The organism is Rhodoferax sp. OV413, assembly GCF_900104385.1.
Classification (GTDB): domain Bacteria; phylum Pseudomonadota; class Gammaproteobacteria; order Burkholderiales; family Burkholderiaceae_C; genus Rhodoferax_B.
In genome coordinates, this window is sequence record NZ_FNJA01000012.1 from 49,770 (window position 1) to 67,652 (window position 17,883).

Annotated in this window: 19 protein-coding genes; 14 read left to right on the plus strand and 5 right to left on the minus strand. The window is 62.9% G+C overall.

Translation table 11 applies throughout. The features are described 5' to 3' along the window. Window positions 1-23 precede the first annotated feature (23 nt). Window positions 24-350 (minus strand): flagellar biosynthesis anti-sigma factor FlgM, encoded by a 327-nt coding sequence (gene flgM, locus BLT66_RS25450; RefSeq protein WP_092762607.1) that lies wholly within the window; start codon window positions 348-350, stop codon window positions 24-26. 106 nt (window positions 351-456) lie between these two features. Beyond that, a complete protein-coding gene (flgA, locus tag BLT66_RS25455) occupies window positions 457-1,194 on the minus strand; it encodes a flagellar basal body P-ring formation chaperone FlgA (RefSeq protein WP_092762609.1) in 738 nt (245 codons plus the stop codon). A gap of 218 nt (window positions 1,195-1,412) precedes the next feature. Here flgA and flgB point away from each other — a divergent pair, with 218 nt between their 5' ends. The 12 genes from flgB to BLT66_RS25515 all read left to right on the plus strand — a co-directional run bounded on the left by flgB (window position 1,413) and on the right by BLT66_RS25515 (window position 13,069). Next, window positions 1,413-1,823, plus strand: a complete 411-nt coding sequence (flgB, locus tag BLT66_RS25460; RefSeq protein WP_092762611.1) for a flagellar basal body rod protein FlgB — start codon at window positions 1,413-1,415, stop codon at window positions 1,821-1,823. A gap of 25 nt (window positions 1,824-1,848) precedes the next feature. Next, window positions 1,849-2,253, plus strand: coding sequence for a flagellar basal body rod protein FlgC (gene flgC, locus BLT66_RS25465; RefSeq protein WP_092762613.1), 405 nt, complete (start codon window positions 1,849-1,851; stop codon window positions 2,251-2,253). A gap of 19 nt (window positions 2,254-2,272) precedes the next feature. Beyond that, window positions 2,273-2,923, plus strand: coding sequence for a flagellar hook assembly protein FlgD (locus BLT66_RS25470; protein ID WP_092762616.1), 651 nt, complete (start codon window positions 2,273-2,275; stop codon window positions 2,921-2,923). A 36-nt stretch (window positions 2,924-2,959) separates the two neighbouring features. After that, a complete protein-coding gene (gene flgE / locus BLT66_RS25475) occupies window positions 2,960-4,189 on the plus strand; it encodes a flagellar hook protein FlgE (protein WP_092762618.1) in 1,230 nt (409 codons plus the stop codon). Between the two features lie 38 nt (window positions 4,190-4,227). Next, window positions 4,228-4,968: a flagellar basal-body rod protein FlgF gene (flgF, locus tag BLT66_RS25480; protein WP_092762620.1), complete on the plus strand. Its 741-nt coding sequence runs from the start codon at window positions 4,228-4,230 to the stop codon at window positions 4,966-4,968. A 23-nt stretch (window positions 4,969-4,991) separates the two neighbouring features. Then, window positions 4,992-5,774: a flagellar basal-body rod protein FlgG gene (gene flgG, locus BLT66_RS25485; protein WP_092762622.1), complete on the plus strand. Its 783-nt coding sequence runs from the start codon at window positions 4,992-4,994 to the stop codon at window positions 5,772-5,774. A 10-nt stretch (window positions 5,775-5,784) separates the two neighbouring features. After that, complete coding sequence (locus BLT66_RS25490) at window positions 5,785-6,492, plus strand: flagellar basal body L-ring protein FlgH (RefSeq protein ID WP_092762624.1); 708 nt, start codon at window positions 5,785-5,787, stop codon at window positions 6,490-6,492. Window positions 6,493-6,620: 128 nt separating this feature from the next. Then, on the plus strand, window positions 6,621-7,703 hold the full coding sequence (locus BLT66_RS25495) for a flagellar basal body P-ring protein FlgI (protein WP_255407090.1): 1,083 nt from the start codon (window positions 6,621-6,623) through the stop codon (window positions 7,701-7,703). A 1-nt stretch (window position 7,704) separates the two neighbouring features. After that, the gene (locus BLT66_RS25500; protein ID WP_092762626.1) at window positions 7,705-8,592 is read left to right on the plus strand and encodes a glucosaminidase domain-containing protein; all 888 of its coding nucleotides are present in this window, start codon (window positions 7,705-7,707) and stop codon (window positions 8,590-8,592) included. A 9-nt stretch (window positions 8,593-8,601) separates the two neighbouring features. After that, entirely contained in the window at window positions 8,602-10,500 is a 1,899-nt protein-coding gene (gene flgK / locus BLT66_RS25505) for a flagellar hook-associated protein FlgK (RefSeq protein WP_092762628.1), read from the plus strand. A 32-nt stretch (window positions 10,501-10,532) separates the two neighbouring features. Next, complete coding sequence (gene flgL, locus BLT66_RS25510; RefSeq protein WP_092762630.1) at window positions 10,533-11,822, plus strand: flagellar hook-associated protein FlgL; 1,290 nt, start codon at window positions 10,533-10,535, stop codon at window positions 11,820-11,822. A 20-nt stretch (window positions 11,823-11,842) separates the two neighbouring features. Beyond that, window positions 11,843-13,069 (plus strand): HDOD domain-containing protein, encoded by a 1,227-nt coding sequence (locus BLT66_RS25515; RefSeq protein ID WP_092762632.1) that lies wholly within the window; start codon window positions 11,843-11,845, stop codon window positions 13,067-13,069. Between the two features lie 136 nt (window positions 13,070-13,205). Here BLT66_RS25515 and ggt read toward each other — a convergent pair whose 3' ends face one another. From ggt to BLT66_RS25530, 3 genes are all read right to left on the minus strand, one after another. After that, complete coding sequence (ggt, locus tag BLT66_RS25520) at window positions 13,206-14,927, minus strand: gamma-glutamyltransferase (protein WP_092762634.1); 1,722 nt, start codon at window positions 14,925-14,927, stop codon at window positions 13,206-13,208. 190 nt (window positions 14,928-15,117) lie between these two features. After that, entirely contained in the window at window positions 15,118-16,020 is a 903-nt protein-coding gene (locus tag BLT66_RS25525) for an amino acid ABC transporter substrate-binding protein (RefSeq protein WP_092762636.1), read from the minus strand. A gap of 36 nt (window positions 16,021-16,056) precedes the next feature. Beyond that, window positions 16,057-16,500, minus strand: coding sequence for a VOC family protein (locus tag BLT66_RS25530; protein ID WP_092762638.1), 444 nt, complete (start codon window positions 16,498-16,500; stop codon window positions 16,057-16,059). Between the two features lie 135 nt (window positions 16,501-16,635). Here BLT66_RS25530 and BLT66_RS25535 point away from each other — a divergent pair, with 135 nt between their 5' ends. Beyond that, window positions 16,636-17,526 carry a LysR family transcriptional regulator gene (locus BLT66_RS25535; protein ID WP_092762640.1) on the plus strand — a complete coding sequence of 297 codons (891 nt, stop codon included), beginning with the start codon at window positions 16,636-16,638 and terminating at the stop codon, window positions 17,524-17,526. Between the two features lie 68 nt (window positions 17,527-17,594). Next, window positions 17,595-17,883 (plus strand): helix-turn-helix domain-containing protein (locus BLT66_RS25540; protein ID WP_143029298.1); only part of this gene is annotated, 289 nt, incomplete at its 3' end.

Below are 17,883 nucleotides of genomic sequence, written 5' to 3' on the forward strand. Positions count from 1 at the left end.
CCCCAAAACCAGCCCTGAAAACCTTACTTTTCCGTTACGTCCAGCATCTCCTGGGCATTGGCCAGCAATTTGTCGGCAATCGCCTCTGGATTGACGGAATAAGTGCCGCCCTTGATCGCGGCACGGATGTCCGCTACTTTCTTGGCATCGAAATCGGCTCCAACGCCCCGATCGGTTTGTTCCAGCGTACGTGCCAGCGTGGAAACGGACACCGAGGCCCCCGCCGAAGGGGTCGCACGCGCGCCCTTTTGCGCCAAGCTGGCGGGCGCAGCTTCCTTGTCCTGCTCGGTCTTTTTGACGTTTGCAGAACTGACTGCTACCGGCAACTCTAGCCCTTGTCCAATTTTCATCACACTCTCCAACAGCCTTGAAGTTAAGGCATCGTAGCAATGGTTTCGACCGATCTATCATTTTCTTTAGCCCAATTCTTGCGCAATGGCAAAAAGAAACCACTTTTTACATGTCGACGCGGATGGTGCGTGCGTCCTGCACCACGCCGGACATGACCCGGCCGCTCTCCATCCGCACCCGAGCAGGCTGGCCAACCACCCCGGCAGTCATGGCCTGGCCATCTGAGGTCACCTGAAAACCCGGTCCCTGGGCCAAAACCCGGATCTGAGTTCCGGCCTGGAACACCTGGGGTGCCCTGACCATCGATTGGCGAATGGCCTGTCCAGCCGCCCAGGAGCGTGTGGCAACCTGGCCTATCCATTGCTCTGGCAGCGCAACAACCGGCGACGCATCCTCGGCCCAATCCACTTCCGCCTCCATGGCGTCATCAGGCATCAGCACCGCACCCGCGTTGATATTGTTCTTGGCGACCCACGCCGGGCCGAAGGCTTTGACGGTGACGGGCAAGAACACGCTCCAACGGGTAGCCCCATCCAGGCAGCGCAAACCCACACGGCTCCGGCCCCATAGACGGGTACCTTGCGGCACAAAAGGTTCCACTTTGGCGCAAGGAGACAGACGCAAACGCGCATCCAGCGCCCCCACGGCAACTTCCATGCGCAACGCCATGCCATTTGCAGACGCGGCAGGAGACACCTGGGCCACCGTGGACTCCAGCCAACGCTGGCCGACCTGTACCACGTCCGCCTCTACCTGTGCCACTGCCCCCAAAGCCTGCGCACACAACACAAGGCCGGTCGCCCTCGCGCGGTAGCGCCACAACTTCGACAAAATTTGTAACATAAAAACTCCTTGCCTGAAGAGCACTGCGCAGCTGGCTGCACCCAGGCGCTCCATGACACCACAAACTATAGGCAGCACCCGCCCTGGCAAAGGGCCGAACTGACCACGAATCACCCGCTTCTTTGGGGACTAGAAAGACTCAAGTTTTCCCATAATTTGCCCAACGCGAGAACCGGGATGGCACCGGCTGCCTCGCCAGAGATAACGCGAGGTGTCGCATGTTGGACAAAATGGTTGGTGGAATGGACTTTCAAAGCAAGGCATTGGTGCTACGCGCCGAGCGCCAGCGTGCCATCGCCAGCAATATTGCCAACGTGGACACCCCGGGCTACGTAGCAAGGGACTACAACTTCAAAGACGCAATGACGGCTGCGACATCGGGCCAGAAATTGATGGCAGGCGAGAAAACCAGCGCCCAGCACATGGACCTCCCCGGACTGGACAGCAGCCTGAGCAACGCCCAGAAGCTGGGCTACAGCGTGCAAAGCCAGCCCAATATGGACAACAACACAGTCGATCTGGACCGCGAGCGGGCCAATTTTGTCGACAACTCCGTCCGCTACGAAGCCACCCTGCGCTTTATCAATGGCCAGGCCAAGACCATGCTCGCCGCCATCACCGGGCAGTAAGCCGCACAGTACCTAAAGGATCACCATGTCCATGTTCTCCATCTTCGGCGTTTCTGGCAGCGCCATCAGCGCCCAATCGCAGCGCCTCAACGTCGTGGCCAGCAATCTGGCCAACGTGGACGCCGTGGCCGGGCCCGACGGGCAAGCCTACAAAGCGCGCCAGGTCGTGTTTCAGACTACCTTGATGGGCGCCGAGAGCTCGGCAGGGGTACGGGTCAAAGAAGTCACCGAAAGCCAGCAGCCCGGCCGCAAGGTGCTGGACCCCAACCACCCCTCCGCCGATGCAGATGGCTATGTCACCCATTCCAACGTGAATGCGGTGGACGAAATGGTGAACATGATTTCGGCCTCCCGTTCGTACCAGAACAACGTGGAAGTCATGAATACCGCCAAATCCCTGCTGCTCAAGACGCTGCAGATGGGTCAATAATTTTTAGGAAAGCCGCACCATGGATTTCAACACCATCAATGCCACCAGCAGCTCACTGACCTCTGCGGCCAGCAACAAAAACGCCACCACATCGGAAGCCTCACAAGACCGCTTCCTGAAACTGCTGGTCGCCCAGTTGAACAACCAGGATCCGATGAATCCTATGGACAACGCGCAGATGACCAGCCAGCTGGCGCAGATCAATACCGTGTCCGGCATACAGACGCTGAACGACACCATGACCAGCATGGCCTCGCAAATTGCGGCCCTTCAGTCGCTGCAAGGCAGCACCACCATCGGCCACGAGGTACTGACCGAAGGCTCCACCGTCAGCGTCACCGATGGCGTGGGCAAAGGCGCGTTCGACCTCAGTGGCAATGCCGATACCGTCAAGGTGGAAGTTCGCAATGCCGCCGGCACCGTGCTCGGCACTGTGAACATGGGCGCGCTCGAATCCGGCCGCCAATCGTTTACCTGGGACGCATCGCAGTACGCCAACGCGGGCGAGCTGAGCTTCAAGGTGGTGGCCACCAATGGCAGCACCGTCGTCACCAGCACAGCCCTGGAACGCAACAAGGTGGTGTCGGTCAGCAACGACAACAACGTCCTCAATCTGCAACTGCAGAACGGCGAATCGGTCGCATACAGCGCCGTCAAAGCCATTCTCTAAGCCCGCACACCCCCACCGCATTTTCAGGAGCACCCCATGAGCTTTCAACAAGGTCTGTCCGGTCTGAACGCATCCAGCCAGAATCTGGACGTGATTGGCCACAACATCGCCAACGCGAACACCACAGGGATGAAGTCCTCGCGGGCCGAGTTTGCCGAGTTGTATGCCTCCTCGCTGGGCAGTTCCGGCGGCATCAGCAACGGCATCGGCGTCGAGGTTTCGACCGTGTCGCAGCAGTTCACCCAGGGCAATATCAGCATTACCAACAACTCGCTGGACGTAGCCATCAACGGCAACGGCTTCTTCCAGGTCCAGTTGCCCAATGGCAGCACGGCCTACAGCCGCGACGGCGCATTCAAGCTCAACGACGACGGCGAAATCATCACCAACACTGGCGGCCACCTGATGGGCCTGGCTGCAGCAGCCGACGGCAGCATTCCTACAGGCGGCGCCATCGGCCCGCTGCTGCTGCCTGCGGGTGGCGAAATTCCGGCCGAAGTCAGCACCAAGATCGACCTGACCTTCAATCTGGACTCGGAAGCGGCCATCGCCACCGGCACTGCACCCGGCGCCCTGGTCCCGCCACTGGCCACCTACGGCACTTCCGCCCAGGCTTACAACGAACAGGGCGTAGCGATTCCCGTCAGTTTCTATTTCACCAAAACTGCCATCAACACATGGGATGTCTATGCCAGCGTAGACGGCGCCACCCCGGCTTTGGTAACGCCGCCTCTCGTCTTTGACACCAACGGCGGTACCACACCTGCCTCGTTCACCCTGGGCACGCTCAATCTGCCCAGCGCCGCAACCACACCCGGCACCTTCTCGATCGATATCGACATTACCAATGCCACCCAACATGGCTCCAAGTTTTCCGTCACCACGGCCAAAGGCGACGGCCAGGCCCCTGGTACGCTGACCGCGATCAATATCGATGAAAGCGGCATCATCCAGGGCACCTATTCGAACGGCAAGTCCCTGGCGGCCGGGCAGATCCAGCTCGCCAGCTTCACCAATGTGCAAGGCCTGGCGCCGATTGGCGGCAACTACTGGCTGGCCACCGTGTCCAGCGGTGAGCCTTCGGTCAAAGGTGCGCCCGGCACCGGCAACCTGGGAAGCCTGCGCGCCGGGTCGCTGGAAGACTCCAACGTCGACCTCACCAAAGAGCTGGTCAACATGATGACCGCCCAGCGTGCCTACCAGGCCAACGCCCAGACCATCAAGACCCAGGACCAGGTGATGTCCACCCTGGTCAATCTGCGCTAAGCCCGCTAAACGCGCTGCCCGCCTGAGAAAGCCCCGCCATGGACCACATCATTTACACCTCGATGACGGGGGCCAACACGGCTGCCAACCGGCAGGCCGTGCTGGCCAACAACCTGGCCAACGTCTCTACCGGCGGGTTCCGTGCCGAGCTATCCACCTACCGCTCCGTGCCACTAAACGGCCCTGGCGCCAGCACCCGGGTTTTCGCACTGGAAGCCACCGCAGGCCATTCTGAAACTCCGGGGCCAATACAACGCACCGGCCGCAACATGGATGCCATGGCACAGGGCAATGCCTGGTTCACCGTGCAAGGCCTGGACGGCACCGAAGCCTATACCCGGGCCGGCTCCTTTGAGGTTTCGCCCAACAACACCCTGGTCACGCCGATGGGCCTGCCCGTGCTGTCCGACGGCGGCGCCCCCATCGATGTGCCGGCCAACTCCGAAATCACCTTTGGCACCGATGGCACCATCAGCGCCAAGGTCGCCGGCCAGGCGCCGACCAACCTGGGCCGCCTGAAGATGATCACACCCGACGTGGACAACCCCATCAAACGCGGCGACGACGGCCTGTTCCGCGGTGCCACCGGCGACCCGCTGCCGGCCGATGCCAACGCCAAGCTGCTCTCCGGCGCGGTCGAAGGATCCAACGTCAACGCCGTGGAAACCATGGTCGGCATGATCCAGGTCGCCCGCCAGTTTGAAACCCAGATGCGCCTGCTGCAAACCGCAGAAACCAACGACAAATCGGCCAGCCAGTTGCTGAACGTACAGGGCTAATCGCCCCCAAAAAAGGAATCGCCATGATCAACTCCCTGTGGATCTCCAAGACGGGTATGGAAGCCCAGCAAACCCAGCTGGACGTGATCTCGCACAATCTGGCGAACGTCTCCACCACCGGCTACAAGCGCGCCAATGCGGTGTTTGAAGACCTGATCTACCAAAACCTGCGCCAGGTCGGCGCCAACAGCACCGAACAAAACCAGCTGCCCACCGGCCTGCACCTGGGCCTGGGGGTGCGCACCGTGGCCACCACCCGTTCCTTCGCCCAGGGCAGCCTGCAATCGTCTGGCAATGCACTCGACGTGGCGATCAACGGCAACGGCTTCTTCCAGATCAACCAGACCGATGGCACGATTGGCTACACCCGCGATGGCTCGTTCCAGGTCGACTCCCAAGGCCGCCTGGTGACCGCCGCCGGCCTCACCGTCGCCAGCGGCGTAACCATCCCCGTTACCGCCCAAAGCGTCACCATCAGCACCGACGGCTCGGTCACAGTCATGCTGCCGGGCAACAGCACCCCCCAGCCCGCCGGCAATATCGCGCTGGCTAACTTCATCAACCCGGCCGGCCTGGAGCCCAAAGGCGGCAACCTCTACACCGAAACCCCGGCCTCTGGCCAGCCCACCACCGGCACGCCCGGCGTCAGCGGCATGGGCGTGGTCAAACAGGGCTTTGTGGAAACCTCCAACGTCAATGTGGTGCAGGAGCTGGTCACCATGATCCAGACCCAGCGCGCCTATGAAATGAACTCCAAGGCCGTGCAGACCTCCGACCAAATGCTGCAAAAACTGGCCCAGCTCTAGGAAGAAAGCCATGTACACCGCATCCCTTACTGCTGCTCTGCGCTGGTGTGCCGCCGTGGCGGCCATCGGCCTGCTCTGCACTGGCTGCGAAACCCTGCAGCCCGCACCCAAAGTGGATTTCGTCGAATCCACCCTGCCCCGGGCCTTACCCCCGACCGCAGCGGCGACAACGGCGCGCCCCACCGGCAGCCTGTTCACCTCGTCGGCCTACCGGCCGGTTTTCGAGGACCGGCGCCCGCGCATGGTGGGCGACAGCCTGACGATCCAGATCGTGGAAAACGTCAGTGCCAGCCAGAAGTCCTCCAGCACCGTCAACCGCTCGGCGGAAAACGAAGCCGGCATCACCGCCTTGCCATTCCTAAAAACACCGCTGCTGAACAAGCTGTCGGTCGGCGCCAGCTCCAGCAGCGATTTCTCCGGCAAGGGTGGCACCGAAAGCGCCAACACCTTCTCCGGTGCGATTACCGTCACCGTGGTGGAAGTGCTGGCCAACGGCCACCTGGTGGTAGCCGGCGAAAAGCAGATCGGCGTGAACCAGAACGTCGACGTACTGCGCTTCTCGGGCACCGTCGACCCGCGCGCCGTGCAACCCGGCAGCATCGTCAGCTCCACCCAGGTGGCGAATGCGCGTATCGAGTCCAAAGGCCGCGGCGCCCAGGGCGAAGCCCAAACAATAGGCTGGTTGTCCCGGTTCTTTTTGACCGTTCTCCCGTTCTAGCGCGCAGGAAAATAATGCTAAAGGTTGGACCAATTCGGTCGAACCATACGTAGAACGGGTTGTTCGCCATGCATTTTTTCCGCCACCTGCCGACACGCCGTGCCGTGACCTGGGTCTCGGCGCTGTGCATGGTGCTGGGCGTACTGGCAGCCAGCCCCGTCCAGGCCTTGCGCATCAAGGAAGTCGCCGCTGTCCAAGGCGTGCGCAGCAACCAGTTGACCGGCTACGGCCTGGTGGTCGGCCTGGACGGCACGGGTGACCAGACCACCCAGATGCCCTACACCTCGCAAAGCCTGTCCAGCTACCTGCAGCAAATGGGCATCACCTTGCCGGCCAGCCTGGCGTCGTCGCTACAACTGAAGAACGTGGCCGCGGTGATCGTCACCGCCCAGTTGCCCGCATTCGCCCAACCCGGCCAAACCATCGACGTGAACGTGGCCTCCATGGGCAATTCCAAGTCGCTCAAGGGCGGCATGCTCATCACCACCCCGCTGCGCGGTGCCGACGGCGAAATCTACGCCATGGCCCAGGGCAATATGGTGGTGGCTGGTGCCGGCGCTGCCGCCGGCGGCAGCAAGGTGCAGATCAACCACCTGAGTGCCGGCCGCATCCCCTCCGGTGCCCAGGTCGAGCGCAGCGTGCCCACGCCGCTGCAAGAGGGCGACTACATCACCCTGGACCTGAACTCATCCGACTTCCAAACCGCGCGCCGGGTGGCCGCGGCTGTCAACAACAAACTGGGCAGCGGCCTGGCGAACGCAATGGACGGCCGTACCGTCCGGGTGCGTGCGCCCAACGACCCGAACGCCCGCGTCAACTTCCTGGCCGACCTGGAAGAGCTGCCCCTCGAAGCCTCTTCGCCGGCCGCCAAGGTAGTCATCAATTCCCGCACCGGCTCCATCGTGTTGAACCAGGCGGTCACCCTGGGCCCTTGCGCGATTGCGCATGGCAATCTGTCCATCAGCATCAGCACCACGCCGTCGGTCAGCCAACCCAACCCCTTGTCGCAAGGGCAGACCGTGGTCACGGAAAAGAGCAATATCCAGATCAAGCAAGAACCCGGCATTCTGATCCAGGTTCCGCCCGCGCCCCAGCTGTCTGACGTGGTGCGCGCCTTGAACGCCCTGGGCGCGACCCCCCAGGATTTGCTGGCCATCCTGCAAGCCATCAAGGCCGCAGGTGCCCTCAACGCCGAGCTGGAGGTGATCTGACATGTCCCTATCGCTGAATCCACTGAACCAGACCTCGCAGGTCTCCTCCAATGCGCTTGCGGCCGACGTCAAATCGCTGAATGCGCTGAAGCAGCAGGCCGGCCAGGACAGCCCCGCCGCCATCAAGGAAACCGCCAAGCAGCTGGAGTCGCTGTTCATGCGCGAGCTGATCAAGAGCATGCGCGAGGCCACCACCAAATCCGGCATGCTCGACAGCCCTCAGGGCGACCTGGGCACTGACCTGCTCGACCAACAGTTATCGGTCACCATGTCGGGCCGGCCCGGTGGTTTGTCGGAAGCGATTGAACGCCAGCTGACGCGCCAGACCGTGCCTGCCGATGGCAGTACCTTGCAGCTGGGCACGCCGGCCGGCCGCCTGTCCCCTGCACCGGTAACCGGGCCCGTGAGCCGCACCACCAGCCAGAGCGATTTTGTGCAGCGCCACAACGGTACGGCCATGCAGGTTGAAAAAGACACCGGCCTGCCCGCCAGCTACCTGCTGGGCCAGGCAGGCCACGAAACCGGCTGGGGCCGCAAAGAGATTCTGAACAAGGACGGCAGCACCTCGTTCAACCTGTTCGGCATCAAGGCCGGCTCCAACTGGACTGGAAAGACCACCACCATCACCACCACCGAGGTGATCAACGGCGAATCGCGCAAAGTCAGCGCCAAGTTCCGGGCTTACGACTCCTACGAAGACTCGTTCAAGGACTACGCCAAGCTGATCAATGAAAGCCCGCGCTACGCCCAGGCTCGCCAGCAAACCGGCTCGTCCCAGGCCTATGCCACCGAGCTCAAGCGCGCCGGCTACGCCACCGACCCCGACTACGCCGCCAAGCTGACCCGTGCCATTAGCACCACCCAGCAGCTGCGCCGAGCCTACGCGTAACAGACCGCCATGAGCAATCTACTCAACGTCGGCACGCGGGCTCTGGTCGCCAATGAAGTCGCGCTGCAAACCATTGGCAACAATATTGCCAACGCCAGCACCGTCGGCTACTCACGCCAGACCACGGTGCTGCAGACAGTCGAAGGCCAGTACAGCGGCGGCGGCTACATCGGCAAGGGCGTGGACATTGCCACCATCCAGCGCAACCACAACGAATACCTGACCCGGCAGGCCGCGCTGTCCAAGTCGGTCTCGGCCTCCGACATCGCCCGCGCCAACAAGCTGCTGCAGCTGGAAGACATATTTACCGGTGGCAAGAACGGCCTGGGCGCCGCCGTCACCGACATGATGAACGCGTTCTCGGACGTGGCCAGCGCCCCCACCGACCTGACCGCACGTACCGTGGTGCTGACCCGCGCCGATGAAGCCGCGGCCCGCTTCAACAACGCTGCCACGCAGCTGACCAATTTGCAGACCGGCCTGCGCACCGAGCTGGACAACGCCGTCTCCGCAGTCAACACCCTGACCACCAGCATCGCCGCTGTGAACCTGCAACTGCAGCAGGCCAAGGGCAACGGCCAGTCGCCCAACGACCTGCTGGACAAGCGCGACAACCTGATCAGCCAGCTCAACCAGTACATCCAGACCACCTCCATCGATGCGGGGGACGGCACCGTCACCTTGTTCGCAGCCAGCAGCCAGCCACTGGTTCTGGGCGTCAAAGCCAATCCGCTTTCGGTGCAGACCGACCCGCAGGACAACACCAAGACCCAGATCGCCATCAATTTCGGCAACCAGACTTCCGTGCTGTCCGAGGACATGATGGGCGGCGGCGAGATCGCCGGCATGCTGAAGTTCCAGAACAAGGATCTGGCCGAGGGCGTGAACCTGCTGGGCCGCATGGCGGTCAGCATCACCACCGTGCTGAATGCGCAGCACCAACTGGGCCTGGACCTGGACGGCAACGCCGGTGGTAACCTGTTCAGCCCGGTCAACATGCCCAATGGCGTGGGGGCCACCTTCAACACCGGCACGGGCACCATAGGCATCAGCGTCGACCCGGCCAATGTGGCCAAGCTGGCAGCATCGGACTACACCGTAACCTATACCTCGGCCGTTGCCTTTACCGTCACACGCAATTCGGACAACACCGTGGTCACGCCCGACCCGGTGACCGGCAGCTACGACGGTCTGTTGATTACACCCGGCGGCACACCCAATTCTGGCGACAGCTTCTTGCTCCAGCCCTTCCGCAACGCAGCGGCCGACATCGGCATCGCATTTGCCTCGCCACGCCAGCTGGCCGTAGCCAGCCCGGTGCAGGGCGCCATGGGCACGACCAATACCGGCAGTCTGTCGGTGGCCAACCTGACCGCCAAATCGGTGCCAATACCGGCGGCCGTAACCCTGACCTTCACCGGGGCCAATACCTATACCCGCTCGGATATTGCGGGTACCTTCACCTACAACCCCGGCACCGCCATCCCCTACGACGCCAGCAATCTGGCGTCGGGCTGGTCGCTCACCATGTCGGGGGCTGCGCAGGTCGGTGACACCATCACCCTCGGCCCGTCCAACACCAGCTACGCCAAGCTCAATGCCGGCAATGCCGATGCCCTGATGGACCTGCGCGATCTGGCCTTGTTCGACGGTGCAAGCCTGGCCGACGGCTACGCCTCGTTAATGTCGCAGGTGGGTGTGAGGGTGCAAAGCGTGCAATACACCGCAGAAGTCTCCAAGTCGATTGCCGACAACCTGGAAACCTCGCGCACCGGCGTGTCCGGTGTGAACCTGGACGAAGAAGCCGCCAAGCTGCTGCAATACCAGCAGGCTTACCAGGCTTCGTCCAAAATGATCCAGATCGCCCAAACCATTTTTGACAGTCTGATGGCCAGCGTCGGCCGCTGACCACCCGAACCGCCCCCCGTTAGGAGCGCTTGATGAGCAATACCTTCACCCGCATGGGTACCGCCAACAGCTACGACAACGCGCTGCGCAACCTCACATCGCGGCAGAACGCGCTGTCGGGCCTGCAAGAAAACGTCACCTCCGGCAAGAAGATTCTGCGCGCCAGCGACGACCCCACAGGCGCCGGAGCGGCCGAACGCGCTACCACCCGCATCGAACGCATCAAGACCGAGCAGCGCGCACTGGAAGTACAAAAGAGCGCCATCACCCAGGCCGAATCCACCCTGGGCAGCGCCACCTCGCTGCTGCAGAGCTTCCGCGACCTGGTGGTGCAGGCTGGCAACGGCGCCAACAGCCCGACCGAGCGCGAAACCATCGCCAAGCAGCTGGTCGGCATCCGCGACGAGCTGCTCGACCTGGCAAACCGCAAGGACAGCAATGGCATGCCCTTGTTCAACGGCCTGGGCAGCACGGCCGCGCCGTTCGAAACCAGCGTTGACGGCACGCCGCCCGACCCCGACTACACCTACAACGGCCTGCCCGGCCAATCCGCCGCCAGCACCGTGGCCATCCCGTTCACACTGGACGGTCGTGCCGCCTGGATGGACGTGCCGGAAAGCAATGGCGTGTTCAACGTTTCCCTGGGCACCACCAATACCGGCAAGGCGTTTGCCGACATCGGCGTGGTCACCGATGCCACCACCGCTGCCTTGCCCGCCAATGGCTACGACTACACCATCAACTTCATCGCCCCGGTCGCTCCCGCCACCGGCGCCACTACCTACACGGTGACAAACAACACCACCAGCGTCACGTCAGCGGCGCAAACCTACACGGCCGGCCAGAGCATCACCATGGGCGGCATCTCGGTGGTGGTCAAGGGCGCGCCCGCCAATGGCGACACCATGGAAATCAACGCCAATGTCGCCGCCAGCCGGCCCAGCATTTTTGGCGTGCTCGACCGCGCCATCGCCAGCATGTACGCCAAAGACGCGGCCGGCAACACCACCACCACCGGTGCCAACAGCACCGACGCCAACTTCAACCACGAGCAGGCGATTTCGCTGGCCCAGATCGACACCAGCCTGGAGAAAATCAGCTCCAGCCGCGGCAAAGCCGGCGACCTGCTGACCCGTGCCGACCGCATCACCGACACCCAGTCGGCCAACACCATCCAGTCGGAATCCGACCGCTCGAACGCCGAAGACCTGGACATGATCGCCGCCATCGCCGACCAGAAGAACCAGCAAACCGCCTACCAGGCTGCGCTGCAGTCGTATGCCTCGATCCAGAAGCTGTCTTTGTTTAACTACATCGGGTAAGTTGGACTAAGCTAGCTGCTATGGCCCAAACCATTCTTGGCAGCGTGACCCTGGGCTACAGGCCCATCTGGAACCGCCACCGCGCGCTGGCGGCGGTGCAGCTGTGCATTACCGCACCACCCGATGCAGCGCTGGACGCCGCCCACCTGATGGGCATACTGCAGGAGCAGGACAGCCCGCACAGTCCGCCGCTGCTGCTGTCCGTCACCTCCTCACCCCAGCTGCTGCGCGATCTGCTCGACCACGCGCCGCCCAGCCGCCACTGGATCGAAGTCCGCAGCGACTGGATGCACAGCCATGCTATGCCCCAGCGCGTACAGCGCGCCCACCGCCGCGGCCTGCGCCTGGTCTGGCGCGGGGATGCCGAGCAGCGCCCCGACCCCGAGGTCGCCGCCTGCTTCTTCACCCAGGTACTGCGCCTGGGCCCGCAGGACGCACTGGCCGCACTGCAGGCCGCAGCCCGCCAACGCGCAGGCTCCAAGCAACCCGAACCCAGCCCGGTGCTGGCCGGCTGCATCTATGAAGGCGTGGCCAGCCGGCTGCTGATGGAACACTGCCTGGACCAGCGCAACGCCACCGGCCTGCTGGGCTGGCCCGACGAAGACATCCTGCACGCGCTGCAGCACAAGGCCACCGCGCCCGACCACCAGGCCATGCTGCAACTGATCCGGGCCATCGACGACGACTTGGCGGTCGAGCGCATCGAGGCCTTGCTGGGCGAGGAGCCCATCCTCACCTACCGTTTCCTGGCCTATGCGAACTCGGCCGCCGTAGGCCTGCGCAACGGCATTGAGTCGCTGCGCCACGGCCTGATGATGCTGGGCTATACCGAGCTGCGCCGCTGGCTCAGCGCCCAGCTGCCGCAGTCCTCGCGCGACGCCAATCTGCGGCCGGTCAAGGCCTCCATGGTGGTGCGGGCCCGGCTGATGGAAAACCTGATGGACGCCGGCGCCGAGCACGAGCTGGCCCGCGAAATCTACCTCTGTGGCCTGTTCTCGCAGATCGACGTGCTGATGGGCGAGCCCCTAGGCAGCGCGCTGCACCGCGTGCCCCTGTCCAGCCGCATCTACAACGCCACGGTGCGCAACAGCGGCCCGTATGCGCCGCTGCTGGAGATCGCCAGCGCCATGGAGTCGGACAACAACCACGCTGTCATGCGCCAGCTATGCCATGAGCACGGCATGGGCCTGGAAGAGGTGAACCGCGCCTTGCTGCGCACCCTGGCCGCGCTGAAGACCGACAAGTAGTCCATACGAAAAATCAGCCTCCAGCGCTGATACAGATTGCGCAAGGCGCTTTTATTTTGATAGCAATCTGAAGTATGGGCAGAAGGCGGCAAAGGCGGGCCTTGCATCCACCGTCTGCAACGCCAGCAAAAATGTGTCAGCCTGCAATCACCGACTTGCCTCGCCCCCGGGGGTCGGACGCGGCGGTTGGCCTGCCGTTCAGCACCTGGATGGCCTGAACATCGGTACTGAACGCCCAGGTCGATACCGTGTACCCCCGTGCGACCAGCTCTGCGGCAAGTTCCGCGGGCAGCGGCGAAGACGGTTCACCTTCAATGACGCTCCCCTGGGGCAACTGGTGGTGAAAGCGGCGGTTCCGCACCGCTGCCTCCACGTCCATGCCGTAGTCGTACATATTGGCAAGAACCTGGTACACCGATGTGAAGATGCGGGAACCGCCGGGCGTACCGAGCACGGCCACAGGCTTGCCGTCCTTGAGAACGATGGTGGGCGACATGGAGGACAGCGGCCGCTTGCCGGGCGCGACGGCATTGGCGTCTCCACCCACAACACCCAGCGAGTTAGGTTGGCCGGGCACGGTGGCGAAATCGTCCATTTCATCGTTCAGCGCGAAGCCCGCCCCGCGCACCACCACGCCGCTGCCGTAGGGCATATTCAGCGTATAGGTGTTGGAAACCGCATTGCCCCATTTGTCGACGATGGAAAAGTGCGTGGTGTGCATCTTCGGCGCGCCAGGCTGGACATCGTTCGTCGGCGTAATGCCCACCGGGTTCACCTCTGCGGCACGGCCGGCGATATAGGCCGGGTCCAGCAGGCCGGCCACGGGGACGTCGGTGAACGCCGGGTCACCGAGAAACTGCGCCCTGTCTGCGAAGACCCGCTTCATCATTTCTGCGTTGAGGTGGATGTACTGGGCACTATTGAGTGGCACACCGGCAAACAGGGTTTTGGACAGCACGGACTTCATGCCGAGCAGTTGGGCCAGTGCGATGCCACCGGAGCTGGGTGGCGGTGAACTCAGCACCGTCATGCCGTTCCATTGCATGGCGATGGGTTCGCGCCACACCGGCTTGTAGGCCAGCAGGTCGGCCTTGGTGATCAGGCCTTGGCCGCCATCTTGCGCCATGGCCGCAACCAGCAAATCCGCCGTCATGCCGCGGTAGAACTCGTCCGCCCCGCGGGCCGAAATGCGCTCCAGCGTCGCGGCAAGTTCCGTCTGCTTGAACAGCTGCCCCAAGGCCATGCTGCCAAAGTATTCCATCAGGTTGGTGGGATAAGGCGCCGTGGCAAATGCGTTCTGCATGAACTCACGCCACGCAATCGCTTCCTTGGAAGGCAGATAGCCATCGCGGGCCAGGGCAATGGCGGGCGCAACCAGGCGCTGCCAAGGCAGGCGGCCGAACTTCTGGTGCGCCGCCCACAACCCCGCCACGGTGCCTGGCACGGCCACGGCCTGCGCGCCCCATATGCTGCTCACAGGGTCCTGATTGCCGGCCCCATCCTTGAACTGGGCGTACATCGCCTGGGTGGCGGCAAGCGGCGCCGTCTCACGGTAGTCGAGGAAGTAGGGCTTGCCATCCATGTAGATGTTCATGAAGCCGCCGCCGCCCAGGTTGCCGGCCTCCGGGTAGGTGACGGCCAGCGTGAACGCGGTGGCGACCGCCGCATCGATGGCATTGCCGCCATCGCGCAGCACCTGCCCGGCCACATCGGCGCTGTAGGCATCTCCCGTCGCTGCGGCACCTGCGGTAAAGCTGGGGTGGTCGTCGTCGCCGCCGCAGGCGATGAGCCCTGCGCCGGGAACGCCGATGGCAAGAGCCAGCAATGAACGTCTTGTCAGATTCGTGGTGTTTTGCATTTTTTATTCCTCATCCACAAGGGCGGTGAGGACCTGTAACGAAGAAAAGAAATGCCCGGCTGGGTGGGCGCCAAACTGCTGGCGCTATGAGACCCTTGGTGCCATAGCGCCATCTGCAAACCAGGCAGGGCTAGATTTGCGGGTGATGGTGGCCTCCGCATGGCAAGCCGGATGGGGATGCCGCACCGGCTCAGCGCGCAGCGGTGTACTCTTCTGTCGACTTGTCGTTGGGACTGGCCCAGGCGGCCTTGGTGGCCTGCGACGCCGGCAGGTTGATGACGGCACCTGTGGGCGGAATCGGCTTCATGAACCATTTGTCGTAGATAGTTGCGATCTCGCCGCTCTTCATCAGCCCACGCAAGCTGTTGTCGATGCTCTGCTTGAAAGCCGGGTCGTCTTTGCGCAGCATGATGGCGATGGGCTCCACGCCCAGCACCTCGCCCACGATCTTGTAGTCGGCTGGATTGCGCGCGTTGGCGATATTGCCGGCCAGCACCTGGGCATCCATCACAAAGGCGTCGGCACGTCCTGACTCGAGGTTGAGCAGGCTCTCCGCATGGTCCTTGCCAAACACTTCCTGGAACTCGACACCCTGGGCCCGCTGGTGTTTGCGCAGCACCTGCACGCTCGTCGTGCCGCTGGTGGTCGCCACCTTTTTACCGCTCAACTGACCGATCGACTGGATGCCGGAATTGGCCTTGACGGCGATACGGATCTCTTCCATGTAGGTGGTGACGGCAAAGGCCACCTGCTGCTTGCGCGTCGCGTTGTTGGTGGTCGAACCGCACTCCAGGTCGATGGTTCCGTTCTGCAGCAGCGGGATGCGGTTGGTGGAGGTGACCGGCACATAGCGTATGTCCAGCCTGGGAAGCCCCAGCTGCTTCTGGATATCGGCCAGCGCACGTTGGCACAGCTCGATGTGGAAGCCGACGTACTGCTCCTTGCCCAGGGTGTACGACAGTACGCCGGACGAATCCCGCACGCCCATCGTGACGGCGCCGGTCGATTTGATGTTCTGCAGAGTGTCCGCCTGCGCCGTAAGGGCAGCGAGGCCCGCGCAGGCGGCGATGAGAGTCAGAGCCAGGTGTTTCATGGTGTTTTTCTCGTGGGGGGTATCGCTGCGGGGGCTTTACTTGGCGAACAGATTGGTGATGTCGCCAAACGCCTTGAGCTCCAGCGCATTGCCCGATGGATCGAGGAAGAACATGGTGGCTTGTTCGCCGGGCTCGCCCTTGAAGCGGATGTAGGGCTCGATGATGAATTCGATGCCCTGCGACTTCAGCCGGTCCGCCATCGCATCCCAGTCGGACATCGGCAGCACGATTCCGAAATGGCGTACCGGCACCCCATGGCCATCGACCGCATTGCGCTGGGCCAGGCCGGTTTGGCTGGGTGCCAGATGCGCGACGATCTGGTGGCCGTAGAAGTTGAAGTCGATCCAGTCTTCTGAACTGCGGCCTTCGGGGCAGCCCAAAACCTGGCCATAAAACTGACGCGCCTTGGCCAGATCATCCACCGGGAAAGCCAGGTGAAACGGGGAGAGCATCGCGGGATTCGTTTGGGGAGTTTGCATTTTTGACCTTGGTGGTGAGGAAAGATGCGCAAGTGTGAATCCCCGATGAAAATAATAAAATCAATATATATTTAGTCTGAGTTCAAATATTTTTTGTGATTGGCTGCGGCCCATCCACCACCTGGGAGCAGACGCATGATTCGCGAACTCAAGACCTTCGTCTCGGTGGCGAGGCAGGGCACATTTGCGGCGGCGGGCGAGTCCATCGGCCTCACCCAGGCCGCGGTCAGCGCGCAGATGCAGCGCCTGGAGGCCGAGCTGGGCTTTGCGCTCTTCGACCGCACCGGCCGGTCGGCACGGCTCAACGCCATGGGGCACCAAACCCTGGACCGGGCGCAGGAGCTGATCCGCCTCTACAGCGACCTCGGTTCCCGCCAGAAGGGCCGACCGACGACGGTGTTGGTACGCATCGGCGCGATTGCATCGGTGCAAAGAACCCTGCTGCCCGACGTTCTGGCCAAATTCCACAAGCAGTTTCCCGATTGCCGCTCCCGCGTGATTCCTGGCCTGTCGATGGATCTGGTGAACCGGGTGGATGCCGGGGATATCGACATGGCGGTGATCATCCGCCCGCCCTTTTCGCTGCATTCGGACCTGCGCTGGACCACGCTGTCGCGCGAGCCCTTCCGCCTGCTGGTGCCCCGCGCGGTGGAAGGCAGCGACTGGTCCGAACTGCTGGCCAGCCAGCCGTTCGTGCGCTACGACCGCGCCTCATTCGGCGGCCGGCAGGTCGACCGCTTCTTGCGCGCAGCACACCTGCGTGTGCAGGAGGTTTGCGAAGTGGACGAGCTGGAAGCCATCGTGCGCCTCGTGGCGAACGGGGTCGGCATCGCGCTGGTACCGCAGACCAGCACCAATCGGCGCTGGCCTGCCGCCGTGCGCGCGATCAACCTTGGGCAGCACACCTTCCACCGGGACATTGGCATGGTGCACCGCGCCCGCCGCAGCATGGGCGAGGCGGCCCAGCAGCTGGCTGACCTGGTAGCGGCAGCCTACGGCGAAGTTCCGCCTGGTGACCAGACATAAAAAAACCAATCCAGCGCAGGGCGGACTCAAATCTGAAGTGCAACACCTTATTCAACTAAGGTGCAGAAATGACAAAAGTCCTCCATTACCAGCAACTCCAGTCAGACGAACGCATCGCGCTGGGGCAGTACCGAGAGCAAGGCTTTGGTATCCGCGCCATTGCCCGCTTGCTGCACCGTTCGCCCTCTACCGTCAGCCGCGAGATTGAGCGCAATGCGCCAGTGGCCGTCTACAGCGGCACCTTTGCCCAGAAGCGTTGTACCCGTAGACGCAGGCTGTCGCGTCCAGCACCTAAACTTGTCCGCACTGGGGCCCTGTTTGCCAAAGTCTGCTTACTCCTCAGACGTAAATGGTCGC

Coding starts and splice junctions, on each gene's coding strand:
- flgB (WP_092762611.1), top strand. CDS start 1,413: ATGTTGGACAAAATGGTTGGTGGAATGGACTTTCAAAGCAAGGCATTG.
- flgL (WP_092762630.1), top strand. CDS start 10,533: ATGAGCAATACCTTCACCCGCATGGGTACCGCCAACAGCTACGACAAC.
- BLT66_RS25490 (WP_092762624.1), top strand. CDS start 5,785: ATGTACACCGCATCCCTTACTGCTGCTCTGCGCTGGTGTGCCGCCGTG.
- flgK (WP_092762628.1), top strand. CDS start 8,602: ATGAGCAATCTACTCAACGTCGGCACGCGGGCTCTGGTCGCCAATGAA.
- BLT66_RS25500 (WP_092762626.1), top strand. CDS start 7,705: ATGTCCCTATCGCTGAATCCACTGAACCAGACCTCGCAGGTCTCCTCC.
- flgE (WP_092762618.1), top strand. CDS start 2,960: ATGAGCTTTCAACAAGGTCTGTCCGGTCTGAACGCATCCAGCCAGAAT.
- flgG (WP_092762622.1), top strand. CDS start 4,992: ATGATCAACTCCCTGTGGATCTCCAAGACGGGTATGGAAGCCCAGCAA.
- ggt (WP_092762634.1), bottom strand. CDS start 14,927: ATGCAAAACACCACGAATCTGACAAGACGTTCATTGCTGGCTCTTGCC.
- flgC (WP_092762613.1), top strand. CDS start 1,849: ATGTCCATGTTCTCCATCTTCGGCGTTTCTGGCAGCGCCATCAGCGCC.
- BLT66_RS25535 (WP_092762640.1), top strand. CDS start 16,636: ATGATTCGCGAACTCAAGACCTTCGTCTCGGTGGCGAGGCAGGGCACA.
- flgM (WP_092762607.1), bottom strand. CDS start 350: ATGAAAATTGGACAAGGGCTAGAGTTGCCGGTAGCAGTCAGTTCTGCA.
- BLT66_RS25525 (WP_092762636.1), bottom strand. CDS start 16,020: ATGAAACACCTGGCTCTGACTCTCATCGCCGCCTGCGCGGGCCTCGCT.
- BLT66_RS25530 (WP_092762638.1), bottom strand. CDS start 16,500: ATGCAAACTCCCCAAACGAATCCCGCGATGCTCTCCCCGTTTCACCTG.
- BLT66_RS25470 (WP_092762616.1), top strand. CDS start 2,273: ATGGATTTCAACACCATCAATGCCACCAGCAGCTCACTGACCTCTGCG.
- BLT66_RS25515 (WP_092762632.1), top strand. CDS start 11,843: ATGGCCCAAACCATTCTTGGCAGCGTGACCCTGGGCTACAGGCCCATC.
- flgF (WP_092762620.1), top strand. CDS start 4,228: ATGGACCACATCATTTACACCTCGATGACGGGGGCCAACACGGCTGCC.
- BLT66_RS25495 (WP_255407090.1), top strand. CDS start 6,621: ATGGTGCTGGGCGTACTGGCAGCCAGCCCCGTCCAGGCCTTGCGCATC.
- flgA (WP_092762609.1), bottom strand. CDS start 1,194: ATGTTACAAATTTTGTCGAAGTTGTGGCGCTACCGCGCGAGGGCGACC.